The organism is Helcococcus sueciensis DSM 17243 (assembly GCF_000423145.1).
Classification (GTDB): Bacteria; Bacillota; Clostridia; order Tissierellales; family Peptoniphilaceae; genus Helcococcus; species Helcococcus sueciensis.
The window spans coordinates 1-17,560 of record NZ_AUHK01000028.1; the positions used below are offsets into that span (position 1 = coordinate 1).

Sequence of the window (17,560 nt, forward strand, 5' to 3'; positions counted from 1 at the left end):
TATTTCCAAATGATTATGCATTACAAAAAAGTCTTTATCTAGCTATGGCAGATGCTTCAGCTAAGTGGACTAGTAGAATAAGAGGTTGGGATAAGGTGTTATCACAATTATCAATATATTTTGAAGGGAGGATATAATAAAAAAATAGAAAGTAATAGTAAAAAATATCTGCAAATTTTTAACAAAATTTGACAGTGTATTAATAATGTGTAAAATTAAGTTAAGCTTCATTTCTTAAGAAATGAATATCTATTGATACAAAAAATGTATCAACCCATACCCTTTAATATCAGGAAATAGGTTGATACACAAAATTATTTACAGACCCCAATGTCTTGACCATTTAACTTTAATTTCTCTGCTTTTATATGTTTAGATGATTTATTACCTTTGAGTATAGCGTTATAATCATTATTACCAAGAATTAAATAATTAGTTTGCTTATTGACAGTATTGTCTAAAATTCCACCAAGATTAACTATAATCTGCATAGCATCTTTTCTAATAATTTTTTCAAGTTTTCCTGTGAATACAACATGTCTGTTAAAGAAGAAATTATCTTCATCAATTTCAACTTCAGTAGGCACTATTGATTTAATATTTATACCTTTGCCACCATGCGATTTTTTTACCCATAAATCTTTAATGCTCAAATCACGTTTAATCATAGTATTCTTTATTTTGTCATATAATTCCTTTGTAGCTACACAGTCAGCAATTGAACGATGTTTATTAGTAGAAATTTTCAGATACTCACTCAAATCTGATAACCTATGATGTTTTAGTTCAGGGTATAACTTTCTAGCAAATTGAACTGTATCCATATATAAATTTTCTAACTCTATTTTAAATCCAGCATTTAAAAATCTTATATCGAAAGAGGTATTATGTCCAATTAGTATGTCATCACCTATAAATAAAAGCACCTCATCTTTAACCTGTTCTATACTGGGCATATCTTTCACCATATCATTACTTATTCCTGTAAGTTCAGTTATAAACTCATCAATTTTATATCTTGGTTTGATTAGTTGAGAGTACGTATCAACTATTTGATTATTTCTAATTTTTAAAATTCCAATCTCAATAACTTCATTGTAGTATGCTGAAAGACCTGTTGTTTCTGTATCTAAAACACAGTAATCATCGATTATCCTTCTTGTGTAATTTTTATTAGACATAATGAAATCCTCCTGTTAAATAGATTATAGAAGATAAATAAAAATCTATCAATAAAATAATAAATTAATGAGTTCTTTTTAAAAAAGTATCTTTAACCTTAGATTTGAGGTCTTTTTTATAGCAAACAAGCTCACATTATAAAATGGTTACAAAAAACCATTGACAAAGAAAATTCTATGGTTTACAATAACCATAATAAAATAAATGGAGGTATTATACATTGCAAAAAACTGATTATATTAAATTAGAGAAAACATTTAACGAAGTAGATGGGAATGAATACTATAAATTTATGGATAAATGGAGAGGGAAAATAAGTAATATAGATGATATATTCTATATTTTTTCAAGAGCTTTATTGTATGCTGAAACTATTAAATCTAATAATTTATTGAAAGATAATAAGTCGATAGAAATTCTCTTCAATAGAATAGATTCTAGATACTCAGATATTATAAAAAACGCTAGAGATATTTTTAATGAAAATCAACTGAAATCTATAATATTAAATTTTGATACCCAAATCAAATCTAGAATGCGCGGGATGGACACGGGAATATACATTCCTAAAGGGTTAAGAGATCTTAGTTATAATCTTTTAAAAATCAAAGATAGAGATAAAGTCTTGCATCCTTATTGTATGGATGGAGATTTTATTATGGATTATTTAATTAAATTTCCAAAAAACTATATATGTGGTTTAGATGTTAGAACAGATAGTATTCTAAAATCACAAATAAAAGCATCAATATTTAGTGAAGATAGAAGCAAAATAAAATTTATTCAAGGTGAATATATTAATTCAGATTTAAGCAATATTAATTGCAACAAAATATTCAGTATACCTCCATTTATGGTGAGTTATTTACAAGAAATAGTTCGAGACAAAGAATTAATCAATTTTTATAAAAAAAACGGTTTTAAATCGTATAGCGATTGGATATATTTATTAAAAGCTACATTAAATCCTAATTTTGAAAGAGCGGTTTTTGTAGTCCATTCTAATATTTTATTTAACAAAAGGGATACAAAAATTCGTGAATATCTTGCGGATAAAGGTTTGATTGAAACGATAATTGAATTACCAGCTAAGATATTTTTTGAAACAGGAATTACAACTTATTTAATAGTATTATCTAAAGATAATAAGTCTATAAAAATGGTTGATGCGAGTGAAATGTATAAAAAAGAAACCAAAATAAATATTATCGATGAAAACAATTTAAGTAATATTTTAAAAGCCTATAATGAAAAAACAGATAAGTCTAGAGATGTAAGTTTTGAAGAGTTATCAGAGAATGATTATAGCTTTTTGGTTAAAAGATATACTACTAAAGAATTAAACTTGGAAAACTATGTTTATTTGAAAGATGTTGCTGAAATAAGAAGAGGTTATGCAAATATAAAGCAAGAAGATTTAAAAGATAGATTATCAAATGAAAATACTAATTATAAATTGCTGACAGCTGGTGATATAAGTGACGAATTTTCAATTGATACATTGAGTAGTTTAACTAATATTGAAGATTCTGAAGCAATATATTGCATAGAGGACAAAGAAATAGCAATTACAAGAGGTGGAAATTACAAATCAATCTTAATAACTAAAGATGATGAGCGAATATTAACAAATGGTACATTATATATAATTGATTGTGATGAAAATAAAATGAACCCATATTACCTTCAAATGTATCTATCAAGTGACCACTGTTTAAATCAAATTGAAAGTTTAACGGTTGGCTCTGTTATATCTTTTATGAGCATTTCTCAACTCGGAGAGTTAAAGATACCTATAGTTTCTAAAGAACACGAAATCCATATATCCGAAAAATATAAATCAATCCTTGATAGATATGAAATAATAAGATTACAGAAAAAAAGTTTACAAGATGAATATAGTGATATATTAAGTGAGGTGATATATGGATGAACAGAAACTCTATAATTGCTGAAGCTATCATTCGTATTACAAATAGCTTATTAGCAGAACAAGATGATGAGCAATTTTGTATACTTCTTGAGAAATATGGACTAATTGATCTGTTGCCTACAACACTTCCATATTTTCATGAAACACAAAAAAATGGTAAAATAATACTATTTGGGGGTTCATCTGTGAAAATAAATGAACTTCAAGGATGTTTAAAGTCTTTAAACATAGATAAGAAGAGATTTGAATACATCCCTTATGACGAAGTAACTAATTATAATTTCAAGAACTTGGAATATAATAACAATTACAGATTGATACTTTTGGGACCAGTACCTCATAGTGCTAAAGGTATGGGTGATAATAGTAGTGTTACAGAATATTTAAAAAGTAATAATAGTATTGCTAAGGTTATATCATTAGATGAATTTAAAATCACGAAAACTTCTTTCAAGAAAGCTATTTCTAAGGAAATAGAATCTGGTTATTTGGAAATTGATTAAAAAACTGTATCAATTTGATTCGCTAGAAGATTGAAATACATTTAAATATGATACACCTTTAAGCATTGTAAAAAATTCTTGTCTAAATTATTGAGAAATAAGAAAGTGTTTGTACGATATATATAGAAGGTTTTATATAATTATTAGTATTAGCTTAGGTGTAAAAAAGGTGATGAGAGTTACAGCTTTTTGAAAGAATAAAATATGGATTTTAAATCTTTTAAAGAAATTATTACATGATTTTTCTAAAAAGAAACCAATTACAAGGAGGAAGGATGAGCTCAAAATTTCAACCACCAGTTAGGACTGGACTATTAGATTTTTTAAAAAATAGTTCTGGAAGTCAGTTTGTTATTCCTGTTTATCAGAGAAACTACACATGGAGAGAGAAGAAAGAAGTTAAGAGATATTTGGATGACTTAAAAAATGTGTTAGTGGGAGAGTATCCGAATCATTTTTTAGGTATCATAATTTATCTAGATACACCAATTGATTTTTCGACTAGAGAATTTTCTGTTATTGATGGTCAGCAAAGATTAACCACAACTTTTCTAATACTCTATGCAATAAAAGCAATTATGAAAGAACAAGGAGAAACTAAAGCTATAGAAAATTTAGAAGGTCAGTTTCTTACAAATCCTTTTGCAACAAATGACAGAATCAAATATAAATTAAAGCCTCTAGTATCAGATGATGAAGTTTACAAAAATATTGTATTGGATAAAATTAATCAAATTTCAAATAAGGAATCTAAAGTGTTCAAAAATTACATATATATATTAGAATATATTAGAGAGCTTAACGAGTCTTATGATTACAACCAAATTCTTTTAGCTTTAAATGATCTGTATTTAGTTTGTATCCCATTATCTTCAGAAGATAATGCTCATAAGATTTTTGAAAGTATAAATGCGACAGGTGTACAACTAACAGCTTCAGATTTAATTCGAAATTTTTTATTAATGGATTTAGATAGTGAAAAACAAGAAATATATTATAAAGATTATTGGCTGGAATTAGAAAAATATTTATCTGATGATTCAAGAAAATTAGAGAATTTCTTTAGATTTTATTTAGCGGTAAAAAATGGGTTACTACCAAATAAAAAAGCTGTATACATAGAATTTGTGAATTGGTATAAAAAAGAAGAAGATTTATTAGGGAGAGAAGGAGTTTTTAAGGACCTTATAAAATTTGCAAAATATTATTATGATATATACCAAGAGAAAATTTTTAATTTAGATGTAAATATTAGAAGTTCTATTTCAGAGTTTAGAAAAATCTTATCCGATATGCCAGCTCCACTTTTAATGGGATTTTTTGACCTTTATCAAAATGAAAAAATAAATGTTAAACAATTAGATGAACTTATTCTAATTGTGAATAATTACCTTATAAGAAGGGCTATATGTGATATTGATACCAGTGGAATAACTAGAATGTTTGCACCTTTATTAAAAGATATTTATGAGGAATGTAACGAAAATTATGAAAATATTGAGGAAGTTTTAAAAAAGAATTTAGTGTTCAAGAATATAAATAACGGTATGTATGTTCCAGATAATAATCAACTATATGATATTGTAGTTAATTCAAATATGTATAAAATAAAATCTACTTTAAGGATCTTTTTTGATAAACTAGAACATTATAATAACCCAGCTCCTGTTAACTTAACTGATCTAAGCATAGAACATATCATGCCCCAAACAGCTACTAAAGACTGGTATGAATATTTAGATATAGATGAGGAATCGTATCAAAGAAATGTAAATAGGCTTGGAAATTTAACATTAGCCGCTAAAGTTGACAATAGCAAAATGCAAAATAAAACATGGAATTATAAGAATGATATACTTGTTTCGACTTCTCATTTAATTATTAATCAAAGCGTTTTAGAAAAAGAAAGATGGGATTTAAAAGCTATAGGAGATAGAACTAATGAATTAATAGAAGAAATTAATCGATTATTTCCTTACCCAAAGGCTGATGATCATATATTAAGAATTGAGGAAATTTTCATCAATAACAATGGTATTAAAGCATCTGCTATTTTTTATATTGATAATGGTGATGTAGAAATTCTTGAAGGTTCAGAGTTAAATGAAATTGATAATATAGATAAATATCCTGATGTTGAGGTTCTACGACAAGAATTAATTGAAGAAGGGATAGTATTTGATAATGGACAAAAGAAAGTATTTAGAAAATCCTATATGGTAAATGCTAAAACTAAATCAAAAACTGCATTGAGTAGTTCAGCAGATATAATACTTCATGGATCAAGAAATGGTTGGGGATATTGGACGAATTTAGAGGGAAAATCATTAAAAGAAATAGCAAATACATATAAGAGGACTTAATTACACAACTTTCGAGAAATAAATTTTAATAAAATTTTAACAATTTATTCTTAATGATTCAATTATTATTCTAATATTTTTATTTAGTGTAGGTAAAGGTATACTACGACTTCGTTAAAATAATTGATGCTTAAAATTATAAAATTGCAGAATCTTATAGAAAATTTATAGATACTTGTGTATAGAGTTTTGTAACTTAGGGATAGGAAAATTAAATAAAGTAATTAATCTAATAGTAGTAGTTTTATAAACATATGGGGAGTATTATAAATATATTCTCCATTTTTTGATGCGTTTAGCATCTGTTTTTTCTCTTAAACTATAGAAAAATCTACAAATAAATGCTATAATGTCTACTAAGTAGATGATTTTGTGGCAAAAGGAGCGGATCTAGATGACAAATTTTAAAGTTGCTGATATTGTTAAAGAATTAGATATTTCTAAGTCATACCTATATAAAATAATTGATCAAGAAAATATATTCATACCAAAAAATGAGAATGGAAGATATTATTGGGATGAGGATTCTGTTATTGCTGTAAAAAGATTTTTGGACAAAGAAGAAAAACAGAATGTGGATGAAACAGAAGAATTAATGTCTAATTTAGGATTAAAACAGTCTTATATTAATAACAGAAGATATCTGGGAAATAAATATTCCCTTTCCGATTTTATAAGAAAAACGGTTGATGATAATTGTAAGGGGATAAATATTGTTGTAGATATATTTAGTGGAACCGGTGCAGTGGCAAATGCTTTTAAGGATAAAATGCTTATTACAAATGATTTGTTATATAGCAATTATATTACTAATTATGCATGGTTTGGAAATGAAAAATATTCTAAAAAAAAGATAATTGAACTTATTTACCAATACAATCAAGTTAAAACAAGTGAAAACAACTATATGCGAGCTAATTTTGCTGATACTTTTTTCTCTGCTGATGATTGTAGCAAAATAGGTTATATAAGGGAAGATATTGAGAGAAAATATAGAAATGAAAAAATTAATTTTAAGGAATATGCTATTTTAATTACATCGCTTATTTATGCAATGGATAAGATTGCTAATACGGTTGGACATTATGATGCATACAGAAAAACTGCCGATTTTAATAAATCATTGATACTTAATGTAATACTTCCAGATGAGGATATTAATCAAAACAATCTTTGCTATAATCTTGCTGCAAATGAGCTTATTAAAGATATAAAGAGCGACCTATTGTATTTAGACCCTCCATACAATTCAAGACAATATAGCGATGCGTATCATTTACTAGAAAATGTTGCAAAATGGGAAAAGCCAGAAGTATTTGGTGTTGCTAGAAAAATGGATAGAACATCGATTAAAAGTGATTATTGTATGATTACGGCAACACAAGCATTTGAAGATTTAATTGAAAATGCAGATACAAAATATATTTTGTTATCTTATAATAATATGTCTGAAAAGGGAAATGCAAGATCAAATGCAAAAATATCTGATGAAGATATTATGAGGATTCTTAGCAAGAAAGGAAAAGTTACCATTTTTGAATCAGATTACAAAACTTTTTCTACAGGTAAATCAGATATTAAAGATAATAAAGAAAGACTATTTTTATGTGAAGTCTATATAGAAGAAAAAAAGAAAATGAATATTTCTTGTCCATTTAATTTTACTGGTGGAAAATTCAAATTATTAGATCAAATACAACCATTGTTTGATGAAAAAAATGTCTTCTTAGATTTATTTGCTGGAGGGGGAAATGTTGGAATAAATTCTTCTTCATCAAAAGTGATACTAAACGATTCGAATGAAAGATTAATAAATTTAATTAAATTTATTAAAGAAACTAAGACTGATATTTTATTAAATCAAATTGATGACCTAATTGATAAATATGACTTATCACATACAGCCTTATATGGTTATGCATATTATGGTTGTGATAGTGGTAAAGGAGTAGCTGAGTATAATAAAGAAAAATTTTTGAAGTTAAGAGAAGATTTTAATAAAAAAGCTCAAGATGGAGAGAGTGATTATTTAATGCTCTATGTATTAATTGTGTATTCTTTTAATAATCAAATTCGTTTTAATAAAAAAGGACAATTTAATCTTCCAGTTGGTAAAAGGGATTTTAATTCAAAAATGAGAAGTAAACTTGTTCTATTCTCTGAAGAATTGAAGAGTAAAGATGTCGAGTTTTTGAACAAGGATTTTAGAGAGATTTCTTTAGATGATTTACCAAAAGAAACCTTTATTTACTGTGATCCACCATATTTAATTACAAATGCAACATATAACGAAAATGGAATGTGGACTGAAAAAGAAGAAAGAGATATGCTTGATTTTTTAGATAGGGCTAATAAAAAGGGATTTAGTTTTGCTCTATCCAATGTATTAAAAAGTAAAAATAAAACAAATGATATATTATACGATTGGATTGAAAGTAAAGGATATTACTGTAATTATTTGAACAAAAGTTATTCTAATAGTAATTATCACAGAAAAGATAGAGATAGTATATCTCAAGAGGTTTTAATTACTAATTATCCTGTTGATTGGAGGAATGTGTAAATGACTATAAAAAGTATTCCGTATCAAAGTTTTTGCTGGGTAATAGGAACTACAAGTTTTAGAACTGCGAAATTAAATTTAAAGATTGAAGAACAATTATTATTGCTTGATGAATTTTACAAGGAAGTCACGAAGAATACAACATGGAATTGGAACAATCAATTACAAGAAAAATATTATGATTTCATGAAGGACAAATACTTTTTAACAGGCGATGCTAAGAGAAGAGATAAAGATGCTAGAGAAAAAACATCTGGTTTATCGGATATAGGATTAATTACAAAAGATAGACTTATTACACAAGCTGGAAGAGCATTACTTGATATAGCAAGTGATGGCGTTTTTGAATCAAATAATGTATTTAATATTGATAGGGATAGTTTTATTTACTTTAAGCAGCTATTAAAAACTAGTATTGAAGTAGGGGGAAATGTTGTTAGACCATATATAATCGTTATAAAAGCCCTAATAGAACTTGAATATTTAACATATGATGAATTTACTTATTTCATTCCATTAATTACAGATGAAGAAAGTTCGAATGATATAATCTCAAATATTAGATTATATAGAGAAAATAAAATTTCAAAAGAAGAATTAATCTACAATAGTCTTATAAAAATGGAAAACTATAAACTTTCACAAGAACTATTTTTAAAATCTAATGTAGATGAAGATTTAATATGTTTAATAGGTATGAATCGTAAAAGCAGAAATTATGATAAGTCATATTTTAAACTGTATGAAAATATTAAGAGAATATTTATTGATGGTGAAAATGATTATGAATCCTTATTAAACTCTGCAAAAAATATCAATCAAAAGCCGGGAACTTTGTGGAGAAGCTTACTATTTAAAACTAGTAATATTGGAACGATTAGAAAAAATGGTAAAGACTCTATCCATGATAGCTGTCCTTTTAAAATTTGTAAAAATGAGATGGAACTAAAAGTTGTATTTTTCAAATATTTGCATGTATTCAAAGCTATGGCTACATTATCAGACTATTTTGATTTAAATAGAAGATATTTTAATATCACTGATACAATAATATTTGAAGAACAGATGATAAAATTAGATATCATTCCAAATTATTATTTCAAAGAAATAATTGATGAGCTATATGAAAAAGCATTTATAGAAGATGAGAATTTAAGGGATGATGTATCATTAGAATATATATCTGAAGCGTTCAAATTGGATATAAGTAAAGTGTATAGTGATTTAAGCAAAGATTTAGGAATTACAATAAAAAATACAGAGCAAGCAAAAGCCTATATCAATGATGAAAGATATAGGAGATTCAACACTTTAATTGATAAAAAATTCAGTGATGCAGTACTTATTGAATTGCTAAATTGTTTCGAAACGCGTGATGATAAGAGAATTGAAGAGCTTGTTACTGATGAAGCAGCTATACCGACTATTTTTGAATATATTTTAGGGATAATTTGGTATAAGGTAAGTGAAAGACAAGGAAATATTTTAGAATTCATGAAATTATCATTAGAGGCGAATTTATTACCTAAGACTCATGCAGCTGGAGGATATGCGGATATTATATACGAATATGAAGCTTGTACTTCTTATCCTGAACACTCATTATTAATTGAAGCAACCCTTTCAGATGGTAATAATCAAAGAAGAATGGAAATGGAGCCTGTTTCAAGACATTTAGGTGATTATAGAATTAGATTCAATAATCCATTTGATTATAGTCTCTTTGTCAGCACATATCTAGATAAAAATGTAATCTCAGATTTTAGATATAGAAAGATAATTCCGTATGCAAAGGGTGAAGAGACAATTACAGGAATGAAAATTATTTCTATGAATACAGATTCACTTAAGAAAATTATTGAAAAAGAAATAAAATATAAATATTTATATGAAGTGTTTGACAAATTCCATGAGATGCCATTAGAGACATTAGATTGGCATGATGACATGATAAAAGAAGCTACTGGTGAGTATACAGTATAATTCGATTTTGTTGTGGCGAGATAATGGATGGTGTTGTTGAGTAAAATAAACTGGGAAAATTACTATAGATATCCATTATCTTAGTTATGAATTAATGGAAAAAAAATATAACAATATGAAAAAACAAGTTGTTAGAGTTTGAACAATTATGGAGGCAAATCATGCAATACCACGAAATCAAACAAACCTTAGAAGATTTATCACAAGACAATTACAGAGACTTTGTAAAAGCCTTGATCAGCCTTGAAAAGGGAATCGATGATGAAGATTTTCTTGATGAGATATATGATAAGTTTATGGAAAATGATGCAATGATGTTATAAAATGAAGAGTTTAATAATATGACTGAGGGGGTGGAGATTGAGGTAAAGTAGTTTAGAATTATAGTGTAATTACCTAGTAAATAAATCTTATAAAATAATAAACAGGGATATGGGCACGAATTTCAAGTACAACTTGGAATTCGTGCCTGATTTTTTTTAATACATCTCTGCTTAAAATCAGAAACGAAAAACATCAAAACATTGATTGACTTTGATTTAAAATGATCGATTTTGATTATTTAATATGCTAATATATTGTCAAAAGAGGTGATAACCATGTTGAAAGAAGAAAGATTTGCTAAGATTATCGAGAGTTTAAATGAAAACAACACGTTGAAAACAGAAGAAATAGCCAATATATTGGATGTATCTATGGCACAACTAGGAGAGATATAAATGAACTTGCAGAATCAAAAAAATCAAAAAAATCTTTGGTGGTGCACAGGCAGTAAAAGATATAAATTTTGTGACGATTGAAGAAAGAATGGATGACAAGTTTAAGATCAATATTGCAGAAAAGCTTGCAATTGGAAATTTTGCTGCGAGCCTTATAAAAGATAATGATTTAGTCTATGTGGATGCGGGATCAAGTGTTGAAGCTATGATTACATTTATAAAAGGAAATAATGTAAATGAAGTAACATTTGTGACAAATTCTATTTATATTGCGCGTGAATTATCTGCACTAAAATACAAAGTCTTTATATTACCTGGAGAGGTAAAATTAAGCACCGACTCTATCATCGGGGTTTCAGCAACTCAATATTTATCAAGGTTTAATTTCTCTATTGGATTCTTTGGTGTAAATGGAATACACAAGGATTTTGGATTTACAACTCCTGATATTAATGAAGCAATGGTAAAAGAAGAAGCTATGAAAAGATGTAAGAAATCATATGTTTTGGCTGATTCCAGTAAGTTTGAAAAAGTTTCACAAGTTAGTTTTGGAAAGAGTGTAGATTGCGAGATAATCACCGAAGTTTCTGAAGGTGAAGGATTTAGAGCAAAGATAGTTAGATTGTAGAATAGGGGGACAAATGATATATACATTGACGTTAAATCCAGCAATTGACCATATTGTACGAGTTGATAAACTTGAAATTGGTGAAACAAATAGAATGCGTGAAGAAAGCATCAGTGCTGGTGGTAAAGGAATAAATGTATCAAAAATTCTAAAAAATCTAGATGAAGAAAGTATAGCGCTTGGATATATAGCAGGATTTACGGGTAGAGAAGTTGAAAGATTGGTTAATAAAGAAGGGATTTCATCAGACATTATCAAGGTAGAAAATGGATTTACGAGGATAAATACAAAAATCAAGAGTGAAAAAGAAACAGAGATAAATGGTCCAGGACTAGAAATCACAGAGGAAGATAAAGAAAATTTATTAGATAAAATAGATGAAATAAAAGATGGGGACTATTTATTTTTATCAGGAAGCATTCCATCATCTATGGATAAAGGATTTTATGCTGAAATCATGGAACGACTTTCATCAAAAGATGTAATTATAGTGGTGGATACAACAGGAGAAGCACTTAAAAAGACTTTAAAATATGTCCCTAAATTAATTAAACCAAATTTAAGAGAGTTAGAAGATTTCTTCAATATTGAAATCCATGACAATAAAAATATTGAAAAATATACTAGAAAATTGCAAGAGATGGGTGCTAGAAATATCATAATTTCAATGGGTGGAGATGGAGCATATTTCTTATCTGAAGAAGGGAATAGTATGTTCTTAGAAGCTCCAAAAGGTAAAGTAATTGATACGGTAGGATCTGGCGATTCAATGGTTGCAGGATTTATCTATGCTATAAAAAAAGGATATTCTTTAGAAGCAGCTTTCAAATTTAGCGTAAGTTGTGGTTCTGCAACTGCGTTTGCGGAAAAATTAGCAACTAAAAAAGAAATATTATATCTTTATAAAAACTCTTAATTTTGTTTCACTTGTTAAAAATAATTTATATTTTCATATTAATAAAAATTAATAGATTTCATGAAAATCTTATCTAAATGTGTATAAAAACGCTTTTACAATCAGTTTAATTAAAAGAAACACGTTGTCATAAATTTAATTTACCATTTATAATGTATATATAAGAAAAATATTAGGAGGAAATATGTATCATAAACGTATTCGTGTAATGTCATTGATTTTAGCGGTAATGATGATTTTACCATTTTTCAGTGGTTTAAGCATTGTTAGAGCTGAAGGAGATGAAACAAGCGATGTATTTGTAGGCAAAGAAGGGGAAAACATAGCTTTGTCCAAGACTGTAACAGGTAGTAATCATGAAGATGGTACCGATTTTACTAAAGAAAATTTGGTAGATGGTTCTACAACAACTAGATATTCTAGTAATCAAAATGATAAACCTATTACATTAGTAATTGACTTAGATAAAATTTCTCAAATAGATACAATTATTATAGATTGGGAAAGGGATGCTGATAAAAGTAATATTTTAGGATATACATTACAAGTTTCAGATGATAACAATGAGTACAAAGTAGTGTATGAACAAACTGAAAAAGTTACTCAAAAGCGTCAAATAATCGACATTGATAAGGTTAATGGTAGATATTTAAAATTAGATATAACAGATTTTGATGGCGGTGCATTAAACTGGGTAAATGTCGGAATTAATGAAATAGAAGTTTATTCTGTAGATTTTTCTGGGGAAGTTATAAGTTCATTGGATCAAATAACAAGCTTAGAATTAAATGAAGATAAAACATCTGTTGTATTACCAAAAACTGTAGAAGGAAGTAAATTAGAAATAGTTGGTGAGAATATGCCACAATTAGTTAATAAAGATGGTGAAGTATTCCAACCACTAACAGATAAAACAGGATATGTAACATTAAGACTTACTAAGGGCGAAAGCTATACTCAAAAAGAAGTTACTGTGGCATTAGAAGGTAAATATGAAGACGAAGGGGAAAATGCTTCTCCAGTTGTTATTCCAGAAATACAAGAATGGCATGGTGGATCAGGAACATTAGCACTAGATGGCGTAAGTCTAAGTGGTGATTTTGCTAATGTTCAAAGTCAATTCAATAAAGAATTAGGATTGACAGGGGTTTCAACTTCAGGAAATATTCCAATCAAATTTGTAAAAGTTGATGATAAGGGATATGACAAAGAAGGATACTATATAAATATAGAAGAATCTGGAATTACAATTGAAGCTAGCGAAGAAACTGGTGCATTTTATGCAACAAGAACTTTATTGCAAGCAGGTAAAGAATTACCAGTTGGAGAAATGAGAGACTATCCAAGATTTGCATTAAGAGGATTCATGCTAGATACAGGTAGAAGATTTGTTCCTCTACATGTAGTTAAAGACGTTATGAAAACAATGGCTTACTACAAATTAAATGATTTCCAATTACACTTAAATGATAACTATATTTGGTTACAAGATCATGGTAGAGATATAGATTATGTAATGAATACTGCAGAAACAGGATTTAGACTTGAATCTGACATGGTAGGTGAAAATGGTGTTAAATTAACATCTGACGATCACTATACAGTTCAAGAATTCCAAGAAATCAAAGATTTAGCAGAAGAACTTAATATGAATTTAGTACCAGAATTTGACACACCTGGTCACGCATTAAGTTTTGTAAAAGTACGTCCTGATTTAATGTACAAAGGTTCAGTTGGATCACATAACAATGTAGAACGTGTTGCTATGTTAGATTTAGACAATGAGGAAACATTACCATTTATAAAAGAAGTATATGAAGAAATGATTGCAAAACATTTCGGTGGATTAAATACAGTTCATATCGGTAGTGACGAATATTATGGAGCAGTTGAATCATACAGAAGATATGTTGACAATATGCTAAAATATATAAGGGATGATAAAGAGTTAACACCAAGATTATGGGGTTCATTAACTTCCAAAAATGGTTCAACTCCAGTAACATCTGAAGGCGTTCAAATGAATATTTGGTCTAGAGGATGGAATACAGAACAACAAGCTCTTAAAGAAGGTTATGATATTATCAATATACTTGATATTCCAACATATATAGTTCCAAATGGATCTGGTAGTGTTGGCGGATATGGAGATTACGCAAGTAATAAAAATATTTATACAAATTGGGCACCAAATAACTTTAGAGGAAATAACGGTAGTATCGTAGATCAATCAAATCCACAATTATTAGGTGGTGCATATGCATTATGGAATGACTATGTTGATTTAAGAGATACAGGTATTACAAGTAGTGATGCATTTGTAAGATTTTTCGCTTCTCTTCCATATATAGCTGAAAGATCATGGCAATCAGATAGAAATGAATTATCATATACAGAATTCAAGGAAAAGGTAGACTCACACAAAGTATTACCACCTGATGCAAATCCATACTATGAAACAGAAATTGAAAAACTAGGATTAAATGATTTAAGTCAAAACGGAAATCCAGTAAAAGGTAAATCTGTTAAATTAACTAAAGATCAAGTTTTAGAATCAGGATTAGATCAATTAGGATACAATGCTGTACTTGAATTTGATATAACATTAGATAATGAAGAAAATAATCAAGTATTATCTTCATGGGGTAAAAATAATATTTTTGCTAGAGACGAAGAAGGTAAATTAGCTTATACATTCGAACGTTATCATATTCAATTTGATTATGAAATAAAAGCAAATGAAAAAACTAATATAAGATTTGTAACTACACAACAAAACACTAAAGTGTATGTAAATGATGAAGAAGTAGAAATGATAGTAAATCCAAAACGACCAAAAATCGCTCATACAACATTTATACTTCCATTAGAAAATATCGGTGGATTTGATGGTACACTTCATAATTTCTCATTAAATAAAGGTGAATATACAGATCCTAATAAAGTAGAAGTTAAATCTTATACAGCTAATTCAGAAGAAACTGCAAATGCTACTGCAAATGAAGGGCCAATCGAATTAGCGTTTGACAATGATCCAAGAACATTTTGGCATAGTGATTGGAACGGTGGATCTTATCCATTTATAGTAAATATAGAATTAGATGAAGTTACTCCACTTGATAGATTAGTTTACTTACCAAGACAAAATGGTACAAATGGTATAGTAACTGAATACGAAATCTCAGTTTCAACAGATGGTGAAGAATATGAAATAGTTGCAGCAGGTAATTGGGATAATAATGCTAAAGCTAAAACAGCTAAATTAAATGGTGTGGAAGCAAAATATGTTCAATTTGAAGTGCTAAATTCAGTTTCAGATGGAAGAAACAAATTTGCTTCAGCTGCTGAAATTGATTTGTTCAGAGTTCCAGTTGAAGAAGAAGTAAATAAAGAAGATTTAAGACAAACTCTTGAAATAATGAAAGAATTAGTAAAAGACGTTAAAGATCTATTAACAGAAGATAGTGTTAAAGCGTTAGAAGATCAGTTTGTAGCTTCTCAAAAAGTTCTTGACGATGAAGATGTTAAACAAGAAGATGTAGACAATGTATTGGAAGAATTAAATAAAGCTTATCAAGCTTTAGAAGCTAAAAAACCTGAAGAAACTGCGGAAGTTAATACTAAGACTTTAGAAAAATTAATTGAAAATACTGAAGCTAAATTAGAAGAATTAGGAGAAGAAATAACAGCTAATTCAAAATCTAATTTAGAATTAGCATTAGTTGATGCTAAAGAAGTGTTAAAAGAAACTCCTTTAACACAAGAAAAAGTTGATGAAGCTGTAGAAAAATTACTTGAAGCACTAACATCAATTAAATTTAAGGAAGAAGAAACACCTACTATCGATAAATCTGCATTATCACAACTTATTGAAAAAGCAAATGCAAAACTTGAAAAAGATTTAGAAGATGAATCAAAAGAAAATCTTGAAAATGCGATAACAAAAGCAAAAGAAATTATAGCAAAAGAAGATTTAACTCAAGAAGAAGTAAACGAAGCATTTGCAGAATTAGTAGATGCATTATTAAATGCAAAAGTAAAAGAATCAGAACAACCAGAAGAACCAAAACTTCATGAAGCAAAAGGATATATAACCGGAACAACAAATGTTAGAGTTAGTCCAAATGGTCAAGTGATAGGAACACTTGCACCTGGTGCTGTAGTGGAAGGTGAATACGAAGAAGGTTCAGATTGGGTTAAATTCAATTACTATGGACAAGAAGTGTATGTATACAAACCACTTCTATCAAATACAATTGAAGTAAAAGGATTCGCAAGTGGAGATTCAAATATAAGAAAATCTCCAAATGGTGAAGTAACAGGTTTAGCAAAACGTGAAGAAGTAGTAAAAGGAGTTGTATCAATAGATAATCCAAATTGGATTAAGACAGATAAAGGATATATCTATAGACCATTAGTAGTAGATACTATAAAAGTAAGAGGTCTAATGTCAGGTACAACAAATGTAAGAATGACACCAAATGGAACTTTAATAGGAACACTTGGAAAAGCAGAATATGTAGAAGGAACATTAAATATAACAAATCCAAACTGGGTAAGAATAAGATACCAAAACAGAGATGGATATGTATATAGAAGTTTAATAGTAGATACAGTTTCAGCAAGTGGAACAGTAACAGCTACAGTAAATGTAAGACAAACACCAAATGGCAAAGTATTAGGAACACTCAGAAAAGGGGTTAAGTTAACAGGTAAATTATCTGCAAGTAATCCAAACTGGGTAGAAATCCAATACAAAGTCCAAAGAGC

General features: G+C 28.2%; 10 protein-coding genes and 1 pseudogene. 10 read left to right on the forward strand and 1 reads right to left on the reverse strand.

Features of this window, described 5'->3' with window-relative positions:
* Positions 1-137: pseudogene (locus G534_RS08945) on the forward strand (IS256 family transposase); the annotation flags it as partial.
* A 177-nt stretch (positions 138-314) separates the two neighbouring features.
* Here G534_RS08945 and G534_RS0106400 read toward each other — a convergent pair.
* Complete coding sequence (locus tag G534_RS0106400; RefSeq protein ID WP_027348384.1) at positions 315-1,181, reverse strand: BRCT domain-containing protein; 867 nt, start codon at positions 1,179-1,181, stop codon at positions 315-317.
* 221 nt (positions 1,182-1,402) lie between these two features.
* On the opposite strand from G534_RS0106400, the gene G534_RS0106405 reads away from it, so the two are divergent.
* The 9 genes from G534_RS0106405 to G534_RS08120 form a co-directional block, all read left to right on the forward strand.
* On the forward strand, positions 1,403-3,115 hold the full coding sequence (locus tag G534_RS0106405; RefSeq protein ID WP_027348385.1) for a type I restriction-modification system subunit M/S: 1,713 nt from the start codon (positions 1,403-1,405) through the stop codon (positions 3,113-3,115).
* Positions 3,112-3,618: a hypothetical protein gene (locus tag G534_RS0106410; protein ID WP_027348386.1), complete on the forward strand. Its 507-nt coding sequence runs from the start codon at positions 3,112-3,114 to the stop codon at positions 3,616-3,618. The genes G534_RS0106405 and G534_RS0106410 overlap by 4 nt, the downstream gene beginning before the upstream one ends.
* 275 nt (positions 3,619-3,893) lie before the next feature.
* On the forward strand, positions 3,894-5,981 hold the full coding sequence (locus G534_RS0106415; protein ID WP_027348387.1) for a GmrSD restriction endonuclease domain-containing protein: 2,088 nt from the start codon (positions 3,894-3,896) through the stop codon (positions 5,979-5,981).
* 394 nt (positions 5,982-6,375) lie between these two features.
* Positions 6,376-8,544: a Dam family site-specific DNA-(adenine-N6)-methyltransferase gene (locus G534_RS0106420; protein ID WP_027348388.1), complete on the forward strand. Its 2,169-nt coding sequence runs from the start codon at positions 6,376-6,378 to the stop codon at positions 8,542-8,544.
* Positions 8,545-10,527 carry an AlwI family type II restriction endonuclease gene (locus G534_RS0106425; protein WP_027348389.1) on the forward strand — a complete coding sequence of 661 codons (1,983 nt, stop codon included), beginning with the start codon at positions 8,545-8,547 and terminating at the stop codon, positions 10,525-10,527.
* A 161-nt stretch (positions 10,528-10,688) separates the two neighbouring features.
* Complete coding sequence (locus tag G534_RS08775; RefSeq protein WP_169513554.1) at positions 10,689-10,850, forward strand: hypothetical protein; 162 nt, start codon at positions 10,689-10,691, stop codon at positions 10,848-10,850.
* Between the two features lie 466 nt (positions 10,851-11,316).
* The gene (locus G534_RS08115; RefSeq protein ID WP_169513555.1) at positions 11,317-11,874 is read left to right on the forward strand and encodes a DeoR/GlpR family DNA-binding transcription regulator; all 558 of its coding nucleotides are present in this window, start codon (positions 11,317-11,319) and stop codon (positions 11,872-11,874) included.
* 13 nt (positions 11,875-11,887) lie between these two features.
* Positions 11,888-12,790 (forward strand): 1-phosphofructokinase, encoded by a 903-nt coding sequence (gene pfkB, locus G534_RS0106440; protein ID WP_027348390.1) that lies wholly within the window; start codon positions 11,888-11,890, stop codon positions 12,788-12,790.
* A gap of 184 nt (positions 12,791-12,974) precedes the next feature.
* On the forward strand, positions 12,975-17,560 hold a 4,586-nt coding region (locus tag G534_RS08120), incomplete at its 3' end, for a discoidin domain-containing protein (RefSeq protein ID WP_027348391.1).

Bases quoted from the DNA above. Each gene is read 5' to 3' on its own strand.
- G534_RS0106400 (WP_027348384.1), bottom strand. From the start codon at position 1,181: ATGTCTAATAAAAATTACACAAGAAGGATAATCGATGATTACTGTGTT.
- G534_RS0106410 (WP_027348386.1), top strand. From the start codon at position 3,112: ATGAACAGAAACTCTATAATTGCTGAAGCTATCATTCGTATTACAAAT.
- G534_RS0106415 (WP_027348387.1), top strand. From the start codon at position 3,894: ATGAGCTCAAAATTTCAACCACCAGTTAGGACTGGACTATTAGATTTT.
- G534_RS0106420 (WP_027348388.1), top strand. From the start codon at position 6,376: ATGACAAATTTTAAAGTTGCTGATATTGTTAAAGAATTAGATATTTCT.
- G534_RS0106425 (WP_027348389.1), top strand. From the start codon at position 8,545: ATGACTATAAAAAGTATTCCGTATCAAAGTTTTTGCTGGGTAATAGGA.
- G534_RS08775 (WP_169513554.1), top strand. From the start codon at position 10,689: ATGCAATACCACGAAATCAAACAAACCTTAGAAGATTTATCACAAGAC.
- pfkB (WP_027348390.1), top strand. From the start codon at position 11,888: ATGATATATACATTGACGTTAAATCCAGCAATTGACCATATTGTACGA.